This window comes from Pseudomonas sp. GW821-FHT04C07 (genome assembly GCF_059420325.1).
Genome location: NZ_JBWKTM010000007.1, coordinates 260,918 through 279,510, shown reverse-complemented (window position 1 = coordinate 279,510; position 18,593 = coordinate 260,918). Strand labels below are relative to the sequence as shown.

Genomic DNA, 18,593 nt, shown 5'->3' with positions numbered 1-18,593 from the left:
CGCTACAGGCGCAGGAAAAGACGCGTTTTGAAGAAATCCACCGCTACACCTAAAACAGTAGTTCCGCTCTGGCGTCAGCAACTGCACTACCGGTTAAAGGAAGGTGCGCTGATTGCCATTGGAGCCTTATGCCTGTTCCTGATGATGGCATTGTTGACATATGGCAAGGATGATCCGGGCTGGAGTCACAACAGCAAAATTGAAAATGTGCAGAACTTCGGCGGGCCTGCGGGCTCCTACAGCGCCGATATTCTGTTCATGGTGCTGGGCTATTTCGCTTATATCTTTCCGTTGCTATTGGCGATCAAGGCTTATCAGATTTTCCGTCAGCGCCACGAGCCTTGGCTGTGGAGCGGCTGGTTGTTTTCCTGGCGCCTGATCGGCCTGGTGTTTCTGGTGCTGTCGGGCGCGGCCCTGGCACACATCCACTTCCATGCGCCGACCGGCTTGCCGGCGGGCGCTGGCGGTGCATTGGGCGAAAGCCTCGGTGACCTGGCGAAGAACGCGCTCAACATCCAGGGCAGCACCCTGATGTTCATTGCGTTGTTTCTGTTCGGCCTGACGGTGTTCACCGACCTCTCGTGGTTCAAGGTCATGGACGTGACCGGCAAGATCACCCTCGATCTGTTCGAGCTGTTCCAGGGGGCGGCCAATCGCTGGTGGGCGGCGCGCAATGAACGCAAGCAGCTGGTTGCGCAATTGCGTGAAGTCGATACCCGGGTCAACGAAGTGGTGGCCCCGACGGTGACCGACAAACGTGAACAGGCCAAAGTCAAAGAACGCTTGATCGAGCGTGAGCAAGCCCTGAGCAAGCACATGTCCGATCGCGAGAAACAGGTTCCGCCGGTCATTGCCCCGGCACCGCCCAAGGCGCCGGAACCGAGCAAGCGCGTTGAGAAGGAGAAACAGGCGCCGCTGTTCGTCGACAGTGCGGTGGAAGGCACCTTGCCGCCGATCTCGATTCTCGATCCGGCAGAAAAGAAACAGCTCAACTATTCGCCTGAGTCGCTGGCCGCCGTTGGCCATCTGCTGGAAATCAAACTCAAGGAATTCGGTGTCGAGGTCTCGGTGGATTCGATTCACCCAGGCCCGGTGATTACCCGTTACGAGATTCAACCGGCGGCCGGGGTAAAGGTCAGCCGTATTTCCAACCTGGCCAAAGACCTGGCGCGTTCGCTGGCAGTGACCAGTGTGCGGGTCGTGGAAGTGATTCCCGGCAAGACCACCGTCGGCATCGAGATTCCTAACGAAGACCGGCAGATCGTGCGCTTCTCCGAAGTGTTGTCGACCCCGGAATACGATGACGCCAAATCCCCGGTCACCCTGGCCCTGGGCCATGACATCGGTGGCAAGCCGGTTATCACTGACCTGGCAAAAATGCCTCACTTGCTGGTGGCCGGTACCACCGGTTCCGGTAAGTCGGTGGGCGTGAACGCGATGATTCTGTCGATTCTGTTCAAGTCGGGCCCGGAAGACGCCAAACTGATCATGATCGACCCGAAAATGCTTGAATTGTCGATCTACGAAGGCATTCCGCACTTGCTGTGCCCGGTGGTTACCGACATGAAGGACGCCGCCAACGCACTGCGTTGGAGCGTGGCCGAGATGGAGCGTCGCTACAAGCTGATGGCGAAGATGGGCGTGCGTAACCTGTCCGGCTTCAACCAGAAGGTGAGAGAGGCGCAGGAGGCGGGTACACCGCTGACGGATCCGCTGTACAACCGCGAAAGCATTCACGACGAAGCGCCGCTGCTTACCAAGTTGCCGACCATCGTGGTGGTGGTCGACGAATTTGCCGACATGATGATGATCGTCGGCAAGAAGGTTGAAGAGCTGATCGCGCGGATCGCCCAGAAAGCCCGTGCTGCCGGTATTCACTTGATTCTGGCGACCCAGCGTCCATCTGTGGACGTGATCACCGGTCTGATCAAGGCCAACATTCCGACCCGTATGGCGTTCCAGGTATCGAGCAAGATCGACTCGCGAACCATCATCGATCAGGGTGGCGCCGAGCAATTGCTGGGTCACGGTGACATGCTCTACATGCCGCCGGGCACCAGCCTGCCGATTCGGGTGCACGGCGCGTTCGTTTCCGATGATGAAGTTCACCGGGTGGTTGAAGCCTGGAAACTGCGCGGTGCGCCGGAGTACAACGACGACATCCTCGCCGGTGTCGAAGAGGCCGGTAGCGGCTTTGACGGCGGCAGCGGCGGTGGCGACGATGACAGCGAAACCGATGCGCTTTACGACGAAGCAGTGCAGTTCGTGCTGGAAAGCCGCCGCGCCTCTATCTCGGCGGTTCAACGCAAACTCAAGATCGGCTACAACCGCGCTGCGCGCATGATCGAAGCCATGGAGATGGCCGGGGTCGTGACGTCCATGAATACCAACGGTTCGCGTGAAGTACTCGCCCCAGGCCCAATGCGCGACTGACCGGTGCCGCGTGAGATCACGCGGCATGCCATTCAAACGAATATCAAAGAGGACTCCCATGCGTCTTATCCGCATGCTGTTGCTGCCGGTACTGGCTTTAACCACACTTTCGGCCCACGCCGATGACAAGGACGTAGCGCGTCTGACTCAACTGCTCGAAAAGTCGCAGACCCTGACCGCACGTTTCTCGCAGCTGACCCTCGATGGCAGCGGCACTCAGTTGCAGGAAACCGCTGGCGAGATGTCGTTGCAGCGTCCGGGCCTGTTCTACTGGCACACCGATGCGCCACAAGAGCAACTGATGGTTTCCGACGGCAAGAAGGTCTCCCTGTGGGACCCAGACCTGCAACAGGTCACCATCAAGAACCTCGATCAACGCCTGACCCAGACGCCAGCACTGTTGTTGTCCGGTGACGTGTCGAAAATCAGCCAGAGCTTCGCCATCACTTCCAAGGAAGCCGGCGGCGTGATCGACTTCACGCTCAAGCCCAAGACCAAGGACACGCTGTTCGACAGCCTGCGTCTGTCGTTCCGTAACGGCATGGTCAATGACATGCAGATGATCGACAGTGTCGGTCAGCGCACCAACATCCTGTTCACCGGGGTCAAGGCCAACGAGCCGATTCCGGCTTCCAGGTTCAAGTTCGACATCCCCAAGGGTGCCGATGTGATTCAGGAATAAAGAGCAAGAGTACAAAGTCGGAATAAAGAGCCAAGAGGTTTCAAACGCTGCCATGGACCTGTTTCGAAGTGATCCGATTGCTCAACCCTTGGCCGCGCGCTTGCGCTCGACCAACCTGGACGAGTACGTCGGTCAGGAGCACCTGCTCGCTCGCGGCAAGCCTTTGCGCGAAGCCCTGGAGCAGGGAGCCTTGCATTCAATGATTTTCTGGGGGCCGCCAGGGGTGGGTAAAACCACGTTGGCGCGCTTGCTGGCGAAAGTCTCGGATGCGCATTTCGAAACGGTCTCGGCTGTGCTGGCCGGGGTCAAAGAGATTCGTCAGGCGGTAGAAGTTGCCAAGCAACAGGCTGGGCAATACGGCAAGCGAACCATTCTGTTCGTCGACGAAGTGCACCGTTTCAACAAGTCGCAGCAGGACGCGTTTCTACCCTATGTCGAAGACGGCACGTTGATCTTTATCGGCGCGACGACAGAAAACCCGTCCTTCGAGTTGAACAACGCACTGTTGTCCCGTGCACGCGTCTACGTCCTCAAAAGCCTTGATGAGGTGGCACTGCACAAACTGGTGCAACGCGCGCTGACCGAAGAGCGCGGCCTCGGCAAGCGGCAACTGAGCCTCGGTGATGAAGGTTTCAAGATGCTGCTGGCGGCAGCCGATGGCGACGGCCGGCGTTTGCTCAACCTGTTGGAGAATGCTTCCGATCTGGCCGAGGACGGCACTGAAATCGGTGTCGAACTGCTGCAAAGCCTGCTGGGCGATACCCGTCGGCGTTTCGACAAGGGTGGCGAAGCCTTTTACGATCAGATTTCCGCGTTGCACAAGTCGGTGCGCGGCTCCAACCCGGACGGCGCGCTGTATTGGTTCGCACGCATGCTCGACGGTGGTTGTGATCCGCTGTATCTGGCGCGGCGTGTGGTGCGCATGGCCAGTGAAGACATCGGTAATGCCGATCCGCGGGCCCTGAGCCTGTGCCTCGCGGCCTGGGATGTTCAGGAGCGTCTGGGCAGTCCCGAGGGCGAGTTGGCGGTGGCTCAGGCCATCACCTATCTGGCCTGCGCACCGAAAAGCAATGCGGTGTATATGGGCTTCAAGGCCGCCATGCGCAGTGCCGCCGAACATGGTTCCCTGGAAGTACCGCTGCATTTGCGCAATGCGCCGACCAAGCTGATGAAACAGCTGGGTTATGGCGACGAATACCGTTACGCCCACGATGAACCCGATGCTTATGCTGCCGGCGAGGACTACTTTCCGGACGATCTCGAACCACAGCGCTTCTATCAGCCAGTGCCCCGTGGCCTTGAACTGAAAATCGGCGAGAAGCTCAATCACCTCGCAGAACTGGACAGGCTCAGCCCAAAACAGCGGAGAAAGCCTTGATTCCATTGATTGTCGCGGTCTCCGTGGGGGGCATCGCCGGGACGCTGTTGCGCTTTGCTGCCGGCAACTGGATCAACGCTAATTGGCCTCGGCACTTCTATACCGCGACGCTGGCCGTTAATATCGTGGGCTGCCTGTTGATTGGCTTTTTGTATGGCCTGTTCATGCTGCGTCCGGAGGTGCCGATTGAGGTGCGGGCCGGATTGATGGTGGGTTTTCTTGGCGGCCTGACGACTTTTTCATCCTTTTCACTGGATACGGTGCGTCTGCTGGAAAGCGGACAGGTACCGCTGGCCTTGGGCTATGCGGCCATCAGCGTATTCGGCGGGCTGCTCGCGACCTGGGCTGGCCTGTCCTTGACCAAACTTTGATAAACGAGAGACCGACATGCTCGATTCCAAACTGTTACGTAGCAACCTTCAGGACGTAGCGGACCGCCTGGCATCCCGTGGCTATGCCTTGGATGTTGCGCGCATCGAAGCGCTGGAAGAACAGCGCAAGACCGTCCAGACCCGCACCGAAGCGCTGCAGGCTGAACGTAACGCGCGCTCCAAATCCATCGGTCAGGCCAAGCAACGCGGCGAAGACATTGCGCCGTTGATGGCTGACGTCGAGCGCATGGCGAACGAGCTTGGTGTCGGCAAGTTCGAGCTGGACGCGATCCAGACCGAGCTGGACTCGATTGTGCTGGGTATCCCGAACCTGCCACACGAGTCGGTGCCGATTGGTGATGACGAAGACGGCAACGTCGAAGTGCGCCGCTGGGGCACGCCGACCACCTTCGACTTCGAGGTCAAGGATCACGTTGCGCTGGGCGAGAAGTTCGGCTGGCTGGATTTTGAAACCGCCGCCAAGCTGTCCGGCGCCCGTTTCGCCTTGCTGCGCGGACCGATCGCTCGTCTGCACCGCGCCCTCGCGCAGTTCATGATCAACCTGCACACCAGCGAGCATGGCTACGAAGAGGCTTACACGCCGTATCTGGTTCAGGCGCCGGCCTTGCAGGGCACCGGTCAACTGCCGAAGTTCGAGGAAGACCTGTTCAAGATCAGCCGCGAAGGCGAAGCCGATCTGTACCTGATTCCGACCGCTGAAGTGTCGCTGACCAACATCGTTTCGGGCGAAATCATTGACCCGAAACTGCTGCCGATCAAATTCGTGGCTCACACCCCGTGCTTCCGTAGCGAAGCCGGTGCGTCGGGTCGTGACACGCGCGGGATGATTCGTCAGCACCAGTTCGACAAGGTCGAAATGGTCCAGATCGTCGAGCCATCGACTTCGATGCAAGCGCTGGAAGGCCTGACCGCCAACGCCGAGAAAGTCCTGCAACTGCTGGAACTGCCGTACCGTACGCTGGCGCTGTGTACCGGCGACATGGGTTTCAGCGCGGTCAAGACCTACGACCTGGAAGTGTGGATTCCGAGCCAGGACAAATACCGTGAAATTTCGTCGTGCTCCAACTGCGGCGATTTCCAGGCCCGTCGCATGCAAGCGCGTTTCCGTAACCCGGAAACCGGCAAGCCTGAGCTGGTTCACACCCTGAACGGTTCCGGTCTGGCGGTCGGTCGTACCCTGGTAGCAGTGCTGGAGAACTATCAGCAGGCCGACGGTTCGATCCGTGTACCGGCGGTACTCAAACCGTACATGGGCGGCATTGAGGTCATCGGCTAAATGGAATTTCTGCCGCTGTTCCACAACCTGCGCGGCAGTCGTGTGTTGGTCGTCGGTGGGGGTGAGATTGCCTTGCGCAAATCCCGCCTGCTGGCCGATGCCGGTGCACTACTGCGGGTGGTTGCACCTGAAATAGAAACCCAGCTGCGCGAACTGGTACAGAGCAGTGGCGGTGAATTGGTCTTGCGCGGTTATGCCGCGGCCGATCTCGATGGTTGCGTGCTGATTATCGCGGCCACTGACGATGAACCGCTCAACGCGCAGGTTTCCAACGATGCGCATCAGCGTTGCGTGCCGGTCAACGTAGTCGATGCTCCGGCATTGTGCAGCGTGATTTTTCCGGCGATCGTCGACCGTTCGCCACTGATTATTGCTGTCTCCAGCGGCGGCGATGCACCTGTTCTGGCACGGTTGATTCGGGCCAGGCTGGAGACCTGGATTCCCTCGACTTATGGCCAGTTGGCCGGTTTGGCGGCGCGCTTTCGCAACCAGGTCAAAAGTCTGTTCCCTGATGTGCAGCAGCGGCGAGCATTCTGGGAAGATGTTTTCCAGGGACCGATTGCCGACCGCCAAATGGCTGGGCAGGGCGCGGAAGCCGAGCGCTTGTTGCTGGCTAAAATCAATGGCGCCGCGCCTGTCGCGCCGGGCGAAGTCTATCTGGTTGGAGCCGGGCCGGGTGATCCGGACCTGCTGACTTTCCGTGCCCTGCGGCTGATGCAGCAAGCGGACGTGGTGTTGTATGACCGTTTGGTAGCTCCGGCGATTCTTGAACTGTGTCGTCGTGATGCCGAGCGGGTCTACGTCGGCAAGCGTCGGGCTGATCACGCGTTACCGCAGGAGCAGATCAATCAGCATCTGGTTGATCTGGCCAAGCAGGGCAAGCGGGTATTGCGCTTGAAAGGCGGCGATCCGTTTATCTTTGGTCGTGGCGGCGAAGAGATCGAAGAGCTGGCGGCCCATGGCATTCCATTTCAGGTTGTGCCAGGTATCACCGCGGCGAGTGGTTGTGCGGCGTATGCCGGGATTCCACTGACACATCGTGATTATGCGCAATCGGTGCGTTTCGTGACCGGGCATCTGAAGGATGGCACCACGGATTTGCCGTGGAGCGATTTGGTAGCTCCAGCGCAGACTCTGGTGTTCTACATGGGCTTGATTGGCTTGCCGATCATCTGTGAGCAACTGATCAAACACGGTCGTTCGGCGGATACTCCGGCAGCCTTGATCCAGCAGGGCACCACCTCGAATCAACGGGTCTTCACCGGCACGCTGGCCAATCTTCCACAGCTGGTTGCCGAGCATGAAGTGCATGCGCCGACGCTGGTGATTGTTGGGGAAGTGGTACAGCTTCGCGAGAAACTGAAGTGGTTTGAAGGGGCACAGTCGCAGGTTTGAAAAAGCTTCGCGGGCAAGCCTCGCTCCTACGGGATTTGTGTCAGGCCACAATAATGTGATCGACACCAATCCCGTAGGAGCGAGGCTTGCCCGCGAAGAGGCCATCAATTGCACACAAATCCCTTCTCAGACCTCGGCCTTGCGCCAAATCCCTTTCCCGCTCAACCGTCCCCGATCATGACTGGCATCGAAGTCCAGCGCAGGCCCTTTCGGCACGATCCCGGTCGGATTGATGGTGCGGTGGCTCGCGAAGTAATGCCCCTTGATGTGCGTGAAGTCCACGGTCTCGGCAATCCCCGGCCACTGATACAACTCACGTAACCAGTTCGAAAGATTCGGGTAATCGGCAATTCGCCGCAGGTTGCATTTGAAGTGGCTGTAATACACTGCGTCGAAGCGAATCAGCGTGGTGAACAGTCGGATATCGGCTTCGGTCAGGTATTCGCCGACCAGATAGCGCTTCTCGCCCAGTCTCTTTTCCAGCCAGTCGAGTTCGGCGAACAGCTCATCGAAGGCTTCTTCATACGCCGGCTGCGAGGTGGCGAAGCCAGCCCGATAAACGCCGTTGTTTACCGCCGGATAGATCCGCGCGTTCAGCTCATCAATCTCTGCCCGTAGAGGTTGCGGGTAGAAGTCCAGGTCATTTCCGGTCAAGCCATCGAATGCACTATTGAACATGCGGATGATTTCCGCTGATTCATTGCTGACGATGCGATTGTGCTGCTTGTCCCAGAGCACAGGCACCGTGACACGGCCGGTGTAGTCGACGGCGTCTGCGGTGTAGCGTTGATGCATGTAGGACAGGTTATCGAGGCGGTCGCCGCTGGAGCCGAACGCTTTATCGAAGGTCCAGCCGTTTTCCAGCATCAACCAGCTGACGACAGAGACGTCGACGAGGCTTTCAAGGCCTTTGAGCTTGCGCAGGATCAGCGTGCGGTGGGCCCAGGGGCAAGCGAGAGACACATAGAGGTGATAGCGACCGGCCTCGGCGGGAAAACCACCTTCACCGCTAGGGCCAGGTCTGCCATCAGCGGTCAGCCAGTTGCGGCGCTGCGCTTGTTCGCGCTGGAATGCGCCGTCCTTGCTGCTTTCGTACCACTGATCACGCCAGTGCCCTTCAATCAGCAAACCCATCTCGAACTCCTCGGTCGTTAAACGTTGGAGTTGAGTCTATGCCGATGGCTTCGAACAAAAAGCGCAAAGGTTGGGCGTTAATGATCGGTTAAATCGATTTGTCCCGAGCGTCCCAGTACTGCTGAGCCAATTCGAACGCCTGCTCCCGCGGCGAGCCGAGGCCGCGCAGGGCCAGCGCCATGGTCGAGATCAGCGCCAGTTGCGGGTAGCTGTCCTGCGCGTCGCCGCGCCAGAGCGCACTCAGTTGCTCGGGGTCCAGGGTCGCGGGTTTGACATGACGCTGGGCCGACAGCGCAGGCCATTCCTCATCCCAGCTTTCGCCACCGGTGGTGCCATACAGATGGCTGATGGTGTCCGGGTTGATTTCGATCTCACCGCCATCGCCTTTGATGACGATGGTGTTGTCGCCCAGCAAGCCGCTGGCGTCGCGGTGCACGCCCTGGTAGCCGGGATGGAAAATACTTTGCAGGCCACAGCGAGCGCCCAGTGGATTAAGAATGCGTGCCAGAGAGTGGATGGGTGAGCGCAGGCCCAGGGTATTGCGCAGATCGATCATCCGTTGCAACTGGGGCGCCCAGTCACCGAGCGGGATAAACGCCAGGTTGCTTTGCTCGAGCGCCGTACCGACTTGCTGCCAATTGCGGCACAGCGGGATCTGTAATTGATCGAGTAGCTGCTCGCTATACAGGCGACCTGCGGTATGGGCGCCGCCGCCGTGCAGCAGAATACGCACACCGTTCTGAGCCAGGCATTTGGCTGCCAGCAGATACCACGGCAGATGACGTTTCTTGCCGGCATAGGTCGGCCAATCCAGATCAACCTTCAAGGCCGGCGCTGTCAATCGTTCACGAACCGCTTCGGTAAAACCGGCCAGTTCCTCAGCGCTTTCTTCCTTGTGCCGCAGCAGCATCAGGAATGCGCCCAGTTGCGTGTCCTCGACTTTCTCGTCGAGCAACATGCCCATGGCTTCGCGTGCCTCTTCGCGGGTCAGGCTGCGGGCACCGCGCTTGCCTTTGCCCAGGATTCGCACGAATGGCGCGAAAGGGTGTTCGGTCGGTGTTTCGGTCGTCAGCGGCGCAAAATCAGTCATAAGCAATTCGTCGGTTTGGGCAGGCCCGCCAGCTTGGCGGCAAGTTTGGCGGGAGTGCCTTTGAACAGTCGGTTCAGGTGCAGGCTGTTGCCCTTGTCCGGGCCCAGCTTCAGTGCAGTGTATTTGATCAGCGGGCGGGTCGCCGGAGACAGTTGGAACTCCTGATAAAACCCGCGCAGTAACTCGAGGATCTCCCAGTGTTCCGGGCTCAGCTCGAGGTCTTCGGCGGCGGCCAGTGCATTTGCCACCTCTGCGGACCAATCGTTCAGGTCTACCAGGTACCCGTCTTTATCGAGGCCAATGCTATGAATACCGACAGTGAGCGACTTCATAGCCAGGTGTTGACCTTGTCATAGTGAATCGACAGCTCGACAAACCCTGGGTAATCGACGCGTTTGACCCAGCCAGGGATATCCAGCCCACGGGCCTGGATATCTTCCGACAGAACGAACAAGCGCAGCGTATCGATTCGAGCCTCCAGCGCGCTGAGCGGTACGCTATCGGGTTGCAGGGCATACACCGCGTCGCCGCAGAGCAGAATCGCGTCTTGCGCGCCGAGCAGACGCAGGCAACTGGTCAGCCGGTTATCGGTAAACGGCGAGTGGGACAACACATGCAAAGTCGACATCAGAGAGTTATAACCTGGTCGTAACGATCAATAATCGAGGAGATTTGCTCCGGGTTCAGCAATTGCACTGCGTCCATGTTCCGGCCGAGTGGCGCAAACCCACGCTCCATTACGCTGTTGGCGCAAGCAAAAACATCTTCAACACCAAACAGCGACAGCGCCTGCAGATTGGCGCTGAGGTCTTTTTGCTGAACGGCCCTGGCATCCTGGGTAGGTGCAAGCTGGAATACACCGTCATCCAGAAACAGCAGGCCGATCGGCAAATCAAAAGCGCCGCCAGCCAGCACGATGTCCAATGCTTCGCGAGCGCTGGGGCCTGACCAAGGCGCCTGCCGACTGATAATCAGCAACGATTTAGGCATTTCATGGCCCTCCGAAACAAATCAATCGGTCGGCCGATTGCACGGCGTCATGCAATTGACCCAGCCCGGACAACTCCCAAGGCGCGCTCAAATTGACGGCGGGGCGCTGATAACGCAGGGCTTCTTCTTCATTCAGCACGCCGCGGCGCAAGGCGGCAGCAATACACACCACGCCGTCGAGCTGATGCTCACTGACGAACGAGCGCCATTGCAACGGCAAATCTTGCTCATCTTGCGGGGTGACGATATTGCCTGACGCGCTGTGAACACCGTCCTGATAGAAAAACAGCCGCACGATCTCATGGCCACCGGCCAGTGCCGCCTGAGCGAACAGCAGAGCGCGGCGCGAGGAGGGCGCATGGGCAGCGGAGAAAAGGGCAATGGCGAACTTCATGACGGACTCTGTCAGCAAACCTTGCGCAATGATAAAGCTTTATCGCCGGGTCGGCGAAATCCGTTTCAGCCTGCCTGGGGCGGATGTTTCCAAAGCGCGAAAGAGCGCCCGTCACGCAGGTAAGCCCGACGGGCAGACCATTAACCTCTTCGACTGCAGCGTCAAGCATCCCCATGGCGATGCTCGCGGCCAGCAGTGCTGAGATTGTCAAGCGTAGCCAGGCATGACTGCCTGCCACGATCTATAGTGATACTCCCGCCACTTAATAGAAGAGAGAGTCCTATGAAACGATCCATTCTGTTTATGGTTGCCGCATTAGTCGCTACGCCGCTCTTTGCGGCGGACGATCTATGCGCCATTAATCTGAAAAAAATTAGAGACGACAAGGCGACCCCCGTGATGGGCCAGCCTCAACTGGATCAAATTCGAGATGCGCGAATAGCCGCGGAAAAAGCGCAGAAAGCCGGCGATAAACAAAAATGCATAGACCTGACCAATAGGGCTTTAAAGGACATTGAGAACTCACAAAAAAACTAATGACACGAGAGGCTGAGCCGGTAACTTCGGCTCAGCCATTCATTAGCGTGTGTGCAATGGTGACCTTGACGGCGTGCTGGTAGGCTGATGGCCGCAGCTATTGGCCAAAAACACTTAAGGAAAAGAAGTATGAAGATGGATGCGTTCGCTTTTGGCGTCACCAACTGGGCTGAGATCGAAAGGACAGAGCATCCGGGAGAAACTGGGGTGGCCTATTGGCGAACCCGGGTTTTCGGCGACGAGTCGAATCGGATTCGGGTACGCATGGTGGAGTACAGCCCTGGCTACCTTGCAGACCATTGGTGTCACAAAGGGCATGTTTTGTTTTGTATGGAGGGTGAGCTGGAAACCACCCTCGAAGACGGGCGAAAGTTCGTATTGACCGCGGGAATGAGCTATCAGGTCGGCGACAACGCAGAGGCGCATCAATCCTGCAGTGGTCCGGGCGCCAGATTGTTCATTGTTGATTGAGCGCAGCAAGGGTGACGCCGCATGAGGGATTTGCTCTTGCGCTCACCTCAAACTGAAGGCCTGACTGCCGAGCGATCTACTCGGCTTTAGTCCGATGGATTGCCCGGGCCTTCACCTCATCGGCGTACGCAATCAACCGCTCTTCACCCGCCTGGAACACTCGGCACATCCTCAGCACTGCCTGAGCATCGGCTTCATTTCCTGCGTCGCTCAATCGTTTGGCAATTTGCGTCAGATCAACGATTGACCATCTGAAATCAGACGCAATGCCCTGAAGATCGCGCCGTAGGTCCTGCTCGGATTCGTTGAGCCACATGATGACCTCCTGAATATCAATGCCGCGCCTGACCCCACTCCCGGTACTAAGTGAACAAAAAGGATCCTGAGCTTTTCAGTCGGGGCCTGGTCGCTGTTCACGGTGTTGCCTTTTGCTGATATCGCTTGCATAGACAGTAATCGACGGCTGCGCAGAGTGTGATTTGAGGCGACGAGCTGTAGGGGCGGACTAGTTTTCCGTGAGTTTGTGCGCGAAGGGCTTCGGGGGGATGCGCGCACTGGAAGGAAGCGGGTGTTGAAGCCAGTTCAGGCGAAATTCTTCGACTTCCACCCAGCGACCGTTCTGCGGTGGCAGGCGGCATTGCTTGAAGGCCACGCACACTCCTTTGTGATCGACCAAGGCAAAATTTCGATATTTATGGCGCAGGGCGAATAGAAACCGGAAAAACTGCATTGCGAACACCTCCTTGGCGATCTTCTAGTTATAGCCAACTCAAGGAAGGTAAAGCGCTTTGTTCAGTTTGAAAAGATCAATTGTGCTCGTTCGGCAGAGCGCGGGAGGAGGGCGGCGGATTTACTGCCGATTGCCGTCGACATTTTTGGGTAGTTGCGCAAATGGCGAGATGATTCGCGCTCAGGCTCTCTAAGGGGCAAACTCCATAAACGAAAAGCCCCGAATAATCGGGGCTTTCACGTACAAATATGGCGAAGGCAAGGGGCTTCGAATTTATGGACCTGTTACTGGAGCCGGTTCAATAGAAGCCGGTCGTCGAGTGCGTGAGGCATGAGTGCTCCTCGCCCGCCGCTCACTGGCAGTCGTGAATGTAAAAGTTGGCAGCTCTAAATCGGTTGGTGTATCGTTTCAGTTGTTCGCACAGCCGTATTTCTCTTTACCAGTCCATGGATGGCGAGGCGATACGTGCTGGGCGGACGCTACCCCCAAGGTTTGCCAATAGCCATTCAGGGGCTGGCTGGTTATTACCTAACGTCTTAGTCGAAATCTTTGCAAACCCCGCTTGCCGGAGAAAACTCCCGAGTCACCTCGAAGGGCATAGAGGCTTGCCCTGTAGAAGGCCGTCCTTCGAGAGCATCCAAAGCTCCTGATCTTTTTATACCCCCACACCCATCCCCTGGATTTGGTGTTTTCAGCAGGTGTCATTTCCATTCAACAGCCTCTGGCAGCATGTTCTACAGCGGACAATAGCAATTTGCCTCTGTTAGAAAGCGCCAAATAATAACCTTTCATATGTCATGGTTATTACAAGGCCGGCGTCTGGTCGTCAGGAGAGAAAGCATAACTACGCGACCACCATGCCCAAAGCGCCGGACCGCGCGGCGTGGGGGTGGCCGGCATTGGCGTGCAGATCCTGCTACTGGTTGCAGTGCAGGCTGCATCTAAATGGCATTCCATTGGTTATCTTGCCTGTCAAATTGCACTGACCTCCCTTGGCCCTCCTGCTGCCAGTGCTGCCTGAGGTTAAGGACGCCTGGTGGGGCCAGGTGATCGGGTGTTTTGAACCTCCTCAATGGGAGGGGATCGAACGATCATAGTGTCAGGCTTCGCCTGCCAGGAGATGATCAAATGAAACGTACAGCTACTTTGATTTTGGTGATGTCAGCAGCGCTGTTGCTCGGCGGGTGCTGGCCGTATTGGCATGACCATGAAGGGCACGGACGTGATCAGGGGCGTTACTACGGTGGCGAGCATAGGGGGCAAATGTATAGCCGGTGACATCGCTGTAGCAGGGCGGGAATAGATCCGCATCGGAGGGTTCGCCATGAGTACCCTGACGATCCAGGCTGTGTGAAAACGTTTTAGAGCAGGTTTGATGGTCAGAACCGGTACGAAAATCGCGTCCCTACGCAAATTTCAGGTCTGCTGACCAACCAAACACTGGCAGATTTTATGTAGCAACGCGGACTTCAACACGGTGCATGCGTTTTCACACTGCCTGGATCCAAAGCGGACATCGAGATAGCAAGCCTCAAAGGGGCCGAACGCTGAGGCCGTTGGCTATTTAAGTAGCGGCTCCCTAGAACTTTTCCCTATTTATCGGTCTATGTGGATAAGCACATCAGCTCGGTAAGCGCGAACCCGCAGATTTCTCGCAGCCAGATGGCCACACGTCCAATTGTCAATCAGAGGTTGTCTTCGCTCATGAAATTCCATGACCCACGGATGGTGCTCTTTGGCCTGTTCGCATTCGCGGCAGTGGGCTCGGCATCAGCAACACAGATGAAGACCTCAACCCCTGTTTTTGCAACTGAAGCCGCAGCCGTTCAGGCTCCGGTCCAGGCTGCCGGCAACCCTTGGCCGACCTTGGCCAGTATGGCCGGCAAGCAGCCAGGGCCGTTGCTTGCCCATGACGACCGATACTGGCATGACGGCCGTTGGCACGATCGTAGAGACGATTGGCGCCGAGACGATTGGCGCCGAGACAACTGGCGTAGAGAGCAAGCCCGCCGAGAAGCCGAACGCCATCGTGATTGGGAGCGCCACCATGATTGGGCCATGCGGCACCGCTACGAGGACGATCACCGCTACTATCGTCGCTAGTGCGAAGCCACGGGATCAATCCGCCTGCAATACGGGCGCTGCTCCGCCAACCTGCGAAACCGGGACTCAAACCGGTCCGAAATAGCAGCGCTCAGGCCACTAGCTCCACCTGGTTGATCCCATGAGACTGGATCAGTGTCCGCTCACCTGGACTCGACCATAGCAACTTGGGAACCAGACCATGGTAGCCAAACATGAACGCGAGGCCGCCTCGGGCGATCCCGTTAATGCGTACCAAGGCGTTCACATTGGCGCCTTCAAAAAACGTTGTTCATGATCAGGATCAGGCAAAAGGCAGGTATCGTATTTTCCGAAGAGCCTATAGCGATTCAGCGCAATACGATCGTATGCCCAATCCCGAAGCTTGCGTGGGAAGATGCGTAGAAGTCTCACTGGCAGCCAACTCGCGGGCAGTTGCGCGATGACTTCGAAAAATGCATCCGAGCGCACCCAGTAGTGTTGGTCGCGGATCACGGCCATGGTGTCGAATTGATCCATGGGCAAACCTGCCCAAGCAAGCAGTGCCTGCCCCTCGGGCGACTGTACTGTCGCCAACTGAATGCGTCGGTGGCGGTCATGGCGGATCAAGAACCTCACCCAGCCATTGCACAGCTTACATACGCCGTCGAACAAGACCACCGTCTCGCCTTGCTTGAGCAATGGTGCGGGTGAGGGGCGAATTTGGGAGGCTGGCATAAGCGTGGATCCAATGGGGGCCTGGTTAATCCGGATCATACCCGCGCGCCAGACTTAAAGTCTGCTTTCGGCCGGTTGTAGCCGGCAGATATTCACCAAGCGAACAGCTAAGGGATTTATTAAGGGTTTTATGTCCCATTGATTCGATCCCGCAGCCAATGCTGTCCGACTGCGAAGCCGAGCCAAGGTAAGCGAACGAGACTGCTGATAACGGCGTTTATGGTAAATCCCTGGATCCATCCTGGACACGGACACGATCAAGCGCAGAACACTACTGTAAGCCAAACCTGACCTCTGGTAATCGCCAGCCTCGTTCCAAAAGCAAACATGACGACCTCAAACTTCTAGCAGCACCTCTGTCAGATCGGGGACGCGCCAGACAGATCAGGAGTTGGAGTGATCGGCCGCCTTGGCTTTGCTTTGAGCTACAGCGGCTTCAGCCTTCTGTTTCTGTGCAACCTGGTAGGCTTCCATCGAGACTTTCCGGGCTTTCTCCATGCGTGCGATGGTCCGGTCACCACCGCCACCTGTGGCCATAGCCAGAGAGGAAACGGTCAGAGCGGCGACGACGAAGAGAGCTTTCATGGATTTCATTTGGGTATCCTCAAGTGAGATTGGGTTAACAGCTAACAGCGGGATTTATTGGCTAAAGCTGAACGTCCTTGTTCAACCTGGCTTCACCATCCAGCCAGGGCGGCGTTTCCTACTGTCCAGGTGCCTTGCTCCGTAGATTCTGCCGTGCTCTTGTTTTTGGCCCAGATGGTGAGCATCACCATCATCCCGAATCCACCGACGATGAGGACCGGATAGGCTGCCAGCAACTCCACCAACGAGTATTTCCAGGCCAACGGACGACCAACACCCAGCATTGCGGCATAGAACCACGACACGCCAGAGAACGCCCCCGAGAACAGCGCCAGCATGCGCAGGCTGAAGGAGAGCTTGAGCAACGAACCGGCTTTTTTCAGAGCAGGCAATACCGCGCTATGCAACACGACGCCATTAATGGTCAGCAGTACAACTATGCCGATCTTGGCTTGCAACTTTGGATTGAGGAAATACTCCATCCCCTTGCCGGCATAATCTATCCCGACAATACCAATGCCCGTAATCCAAAGAGCTACAAGGGCAAGCACTACGGTTTTTTGAAGACTTTCCATGTGCGCGTCATCATGCTGACCTGACGCATCCCCCTTCAGGAGTTGCTTGACCATTGCAATATCGCTGGTCAAAACAAGCCCGATTGCCACACAGCAGGCAATAAGGTGGGCATATACAACGCCCAAACGCAAAAACTCCACGGTCGACGAAGAAAGCATATTAAGCTCCATGGTTACCGGCTACCTCTTTGTTCTAGTAGTGAATCAGTAAATGACTCTCAGTTGGACTTAACTGGAACTTACAGTTACTGACTGCAATTAAGATCCAGCAATTTCTATTAATTAGTCTTGCGGTATTACGCTGTCGAGATAAAAGTGAGCTTCGCGAATGAACTTCTAATCATTCGATTATCTCCATTTTCAGGTAATGAAAATCCCCATTCGCACTTAGTGCATATGTGGTTTAACTTCCGCTTCTGGGGCTAGGTGAGGATCAGAGCCTGTGTCACCTGCTGCGTATTCTGAACGAAAAAGTCCGAGTCCGTTCATTTTTTGATCAATTGTCCCGACAAACGGCAGTGAAATGGATAGTGGCATATTGCCAGTTTTGATGGCGAAGCCAGCACCATTACTGGGTTTACGGCCAACCAGCGTGCCGCTGAGAACCGCTGCGCAAGGCCCAAAGTAGCCACGCTTGTCGCCTTACTCCTGAGTTATGCGACAACTCACTCGCGCCTGACGGTAAAGGCTTTGCGATGTCACGTGAGTCTGTCGCAGGAGGTAGGCGGAAGGGATTCGAAATCCCTCGGTCATCAACGCGTTTTTTTGCTTTTATACCCGTGCGTGAATGACGTGCGATACGAGGCAAAAATGGGGTAAGCCGTTCGCCATTCAATGTCAATCAGTGCCAAGCGCTTAATTAACCGACTTGTCAAAAAAAACCTACAGCCCATATTTCAGGGGGGGTAGGTTTTTTTGCGTTAATACTCCAGCGCAATTGGCGCATGGACAGGATGCGCCCGGGTCAAGCCGGAGGGTATACCGCAGACGCACAGATCTGCGTTGCCATTTGCCCAAGAGAGTTACCTCCGATGATTACTGATTTTCCACCAGCAGGTACCAGTGCCCATGTGTAGCCAATGTAACTCCCGTAACTATTTTTGCTATTAACTTCAACGCACCAAGAGTCCTTGGTCTTGTCGCGGCTCTCCCCCCTTGCATCTGCCGTAATGAAGAATGTGTCTCTGAATTTTGCACTGTCCGGGTCTTTCATGTCGTGACTAACAAATGTGTGGGCTAACAGCATGGCGTTTTCCGGCATTGGGTAACGATAGAGAATTGTTGCGGGTGCTACATGGGTTGGTGCTGGGTGCTGGGTGCTGTTGAGCGGTGCAGCCGGTGAGCAGTTTCAGCGTAGCAGCAGGATTTTTTGGATGGTGATCGTGGGGTGGCAGGATGCCGGAAGGCGGGAAAAGCGGGATAGTTTTGTAACGCCACCCGAAAAGTTTTGTAACGCTTTGGGGGGGAGGGGTTTTGGCCAAACCCCAGAAACGAAAAAGCCCTGAAAAATCAGGGCTTTGACGTACAAATATGGCGGAGGCGATGGGATTCGAACTCATGGACCTGTTACAGTCGACGGTTTTCAAGACCGTTGCCTTAAACCACTCGGCCACACCTCCGTATTGCGTTGCGGGCGCCATAATACCTGAATGAAACACACTGTCAAACTCTCTGCGTAGCTTGTTACAGAGCGTCTGTTATGATCTTTGCGACTGAACGTTTCAAACCTACA

20 protein-coding genes, 1 tRNA gene and 1 pseudogene are annotated in these 18,593 nt (G+C 56.7%); 9 read left to right on the top strand and 13 right to left on the bottom strand.

Features of this window, described 5'->3' with window-relative positions:
* Nucleotides 1-27: 27 nt before the first annotated feature.
* From ftsK to cysG, 6 genes are read left to right on the top strand one after another with little or no spacing between them, the layout of a single operon-like run.
* On the top strand, nt 28-2,433 hold the full coding sequence (gene ftsK / locus AC07UI_RS15650; protein WP_494993328.1) for a DNA translocase FtsK: 2,406 nt from the start codon (nt 28-30) through the stop codon (nt 2,431-2,433).
* 58 nt (nt 2,434-2,491) lie between these two features.
* Nucleotides 2,492-3,115, top strand: coding sequence for an outer membrane lipoprotein periplasmic chaperone LolA (gene lolA / locus AC07UI_RS15645; protein WP_494993327.1), 624 nt, complete (start codon nt 2,492-2,494; stop codon nt 3,113-3,115).
* Between the two features lie 52 nt (nt 3,116-3,167).
* The gene (locus tag AC07UI_RS15640; protein ID WP_494993326.1) at nt 3,168-4,493 is read left to right on the top strand and encodes a replication-associated recombination protein A; all 1,326 of its coding nucleotides are present in this window, start codon (nt 3,168-3,170) and stop codon (nt 4,491-4,493) included.
* Nucleotides 4,490-4,864 carry a fluoride efflux transporter CrcB gene (crcB, locus tag AC07UI_RS15635; protein WP_494993325.1) on the top strand — a complete coding sequence of 125 codons (375 nt, stop codon included), beginning with the start codon at nt 4,490-4,492 and terminating at the stop codon, nt 4,862-4,864. Before AC07UI_RS15640 ends, crcB begins: the two co-directional genes overlap by 4 nt.
* Before the next feature lie 16 nt (nt 4,865-4,880).
* On the top strand, nt 4,881-6,161 hold the full coding sequence (gene serS, locus AC07UI_RS15630; protein ID WP_494993324.1) for a serine--tRNA ligase: 1,281 nt from the start codon (nt 4,881-4,883) through the stop codon (nt 6,159-6,161).
* On the top strand, nt 6,162-7,556 hold the full coding sequence (gene cysG / locus AC07UI_RS15625) for a siroheme synthase CysG (RefSeq protein WP_494993323.1): 1,395 nt from the start codon (nt 6,162-6,164) through the stop codon (nt 7,554-7,556).
* Nucleotides 7,557-7,682: 126 nt separating this feature from the next.
* On the opposite strand, the gene AC07UI_RS15620 is transcribed toward cysG, so the two are convergent.
* From AC07UI_RS15620 to AC07UI_RS15590, 7 genes and pseudogenes are all read right to left on the bottom strand, one after another.
* A complete protein-coding gene (locus tag AC07UI_RS15620; RefSeq protein ID WP_494993322.1) occupies nt 7,683-8,690 on the bottom strand; it encodes a glutathione S-transferase family protein in 1,008 nt (335 codons plus the stop codon).
* A gap of 88 nt (nt 8,691-8,778) precedes the next feature.
* Nucleotides 8,779-9,780 carry a glycosyl transferase family protein gene (locus AC07UI_RS15615; protein ID WP_494993321.1) on the bottom strand — a complete coding sequence of 334 codons (1,002 nt, stop codon included), beginning with the start codon at nt 9,778-9,780 and terminating at the stop codon, nt 8,779-8,781.
* Entirely contained in the window at nt 9,777-10,112 is a 336-nt protein-coding gene (locus AC07UI_RS15610) for a TusE/DsrC/DsvC family sulfur relay protein (protein ID WP_494993320.1), read from the bottom strand. Before AC07UI_RS15610 ends, AC07UI_RS15615 begins: the two co-directional genes overlap by 4 nt.
* Nucleotides 10,109-10,408 (bottom strand): sulfurtransferase complex subunit TusB, encoded by a 300-nt coding sequence (gene tusB, locus AC07UI_RS15605; RefSeq protein WP_494993319.1) that lies wholly within the window; start codon nt 10,406-10,408, stop codon nt 10,109-10,111. Before tusB ends, AC07UI_RS15610 begins: the two co-directional genes overlap by 4 nt.
* A complete protein-coding gene (gene tusC / locus AC07UI_RS15600; RefSeq protein ID WP_494993318.1) occupies nt 10,408-10,770 on the bottom strand; it encodes a sulfurtransferase complex subunit TusC in 363 nt (120 codons plus the stop codon). Before tusC ends, tusB begins: the two co-directional genes overlap by 1 nt.
* A gap of 1 nt (nt 10,771) precedes the next feature.
* Nucleotides 10,772-11,164, bottom strand: coding sequence for a sulfurtransferase complex subunit TusD (gene tusD, locus AC07UI_RS15595; RefSeq protein WP_494993317.1), 393 nt, complete (start codon nt 11,162-11,164; stop codon nt 10,772-10,774).
* An 88-nt stretch (nt 11,165-11,252) separates the two neighbouring features.
* Nucleotides 11,253-11,369, bottom strand: a pseudogene (locus AC07UI_RS15590) (DUF1275 domain-containing protein); the annotation flags it as partial.
* Between the two features lie 77 nt (nt 11,370-11,446).
* Between AC07UI_RS15590 and AC07UI_RS15585 the strand changes: the two are divergent.
* Nucleotides 11,447-11,701, top strand: coding sequence for a PA2433 domain-containing protein (locus AC07UI_RS15585; protein WP_494993316.1), 255 nt, complete (start codon nt 11,447-11,449; stop codon nt 11,699-11,701).
* Nucleotides 11,702-11,830: 129 nt separating this feature from the next.
* On the top strand, nt 11,831-12,172 hold the full coding sequence (locus tag AC07UI_RS15580) for a DHCW motif cupin fold protein (protein ID WP_494993315.1): 342 nt from the start codon (nt 11,831-11,833) through the stop codon (nt 12,170-12,172).
* Between the two features lie 76 nt (nt 12,173-12,248).
* Here AC07UI_RS15580 and AC07UI_RS15575 read toward each other — a convergent pair whose 3' ends face one another.
* Nucleotides 12,249-12,488: a hypothetical protein gene (locus tag AC07UI_RS15575; protein ID WP_494993314.1), complete on the bottom strand. Its 240-nt coding sequence runs from the start codon at nt 12,486-12,488 to the stop codon at nt 12,249-12,251.
* A 189-nt stretch (nt 12,489-12,677) separates the two neighbouring features.
* Nucleotides 12,678-12,902, bottom strand: coding sequence for a hypothetical protein (locus AC07UI_RS15570; RefSeq protein WP_494993313.1), 225 nt, complete (start codon nt 12,900-12,902; stop codon nt 12,678-12,680).
* 1,704 nt (nt 12,903-14,606) lie between these two features.
* Between AC07UI_RS15570 and AC07UI_RS15565 the strand changes: the two genes are divergently transcribed.
* Nucleotides 14,607-15,005 (top strand): hypothetical protein, encoded by a 399-nt coding sequence (locus AC07UI_RS15565; RefSeq protein ID WP_494993312.1) that lies wholly within the window; start codon nt 14,607-14,609, stop codon nt 15,003-15,005.
* Between the two features lie 243 nt (nt 15,006-15,248).
* Here AC07UI_RS15565 and AC07UI_RS15560 read toward each other — a convergent pair whose 3' ends face one another.
* From AC07UI_RS15560 to AC07UI_RS15545, 4 genes are all read right to left on the bottom strand, one after another.
* On the bottom strand, nt 15,249-15,701 hold the full coding sequence (locus AC07UI_RS15560) for a thiol-disulfide oxidoreductase DCC family protein (RefSeq protein ID WP_494993373.1): 453 nt from the start codon (nt 15,699-15,701) through the stop codon (nt 15,249-15,251).
* Between the two features lie 384 nt (nt 15,702-16,085).
* A complete protein-coding gene (locus AC07UI_RS15555) occupies nt 16,086-16,295 on the bottom strand; it encodes a co-regulatory protein PtrA N-terminal domain-containing protein (protein WP_494991706.1) in 210 nt (69 codons plus the stop codon).
* Between the two features lie 83 nt (nt 16,296-16,378).
* Nucleotides 16,379-17,032: a hypothetical protein gene (locus AC07UI_RS15550; RefSeq protein WP_494993311.1), complete on the bottom strand. Its 654-nt coding sequence runs from the start codon at nt 17,030-17,032 to the stop codon at nt 16,379-16,381.
* A 1,360-nt stretch (nt 17,033-18,392) separates the two neighbouring features.
* Nucleotides 18,393-18,480: transfer RNA gene (locus tag AC07UI_RS15545), tRNA-Ser, on the bottom strand.
* Nucleotides 18,481-18,593: the final 113 nt, after the last annotated feature.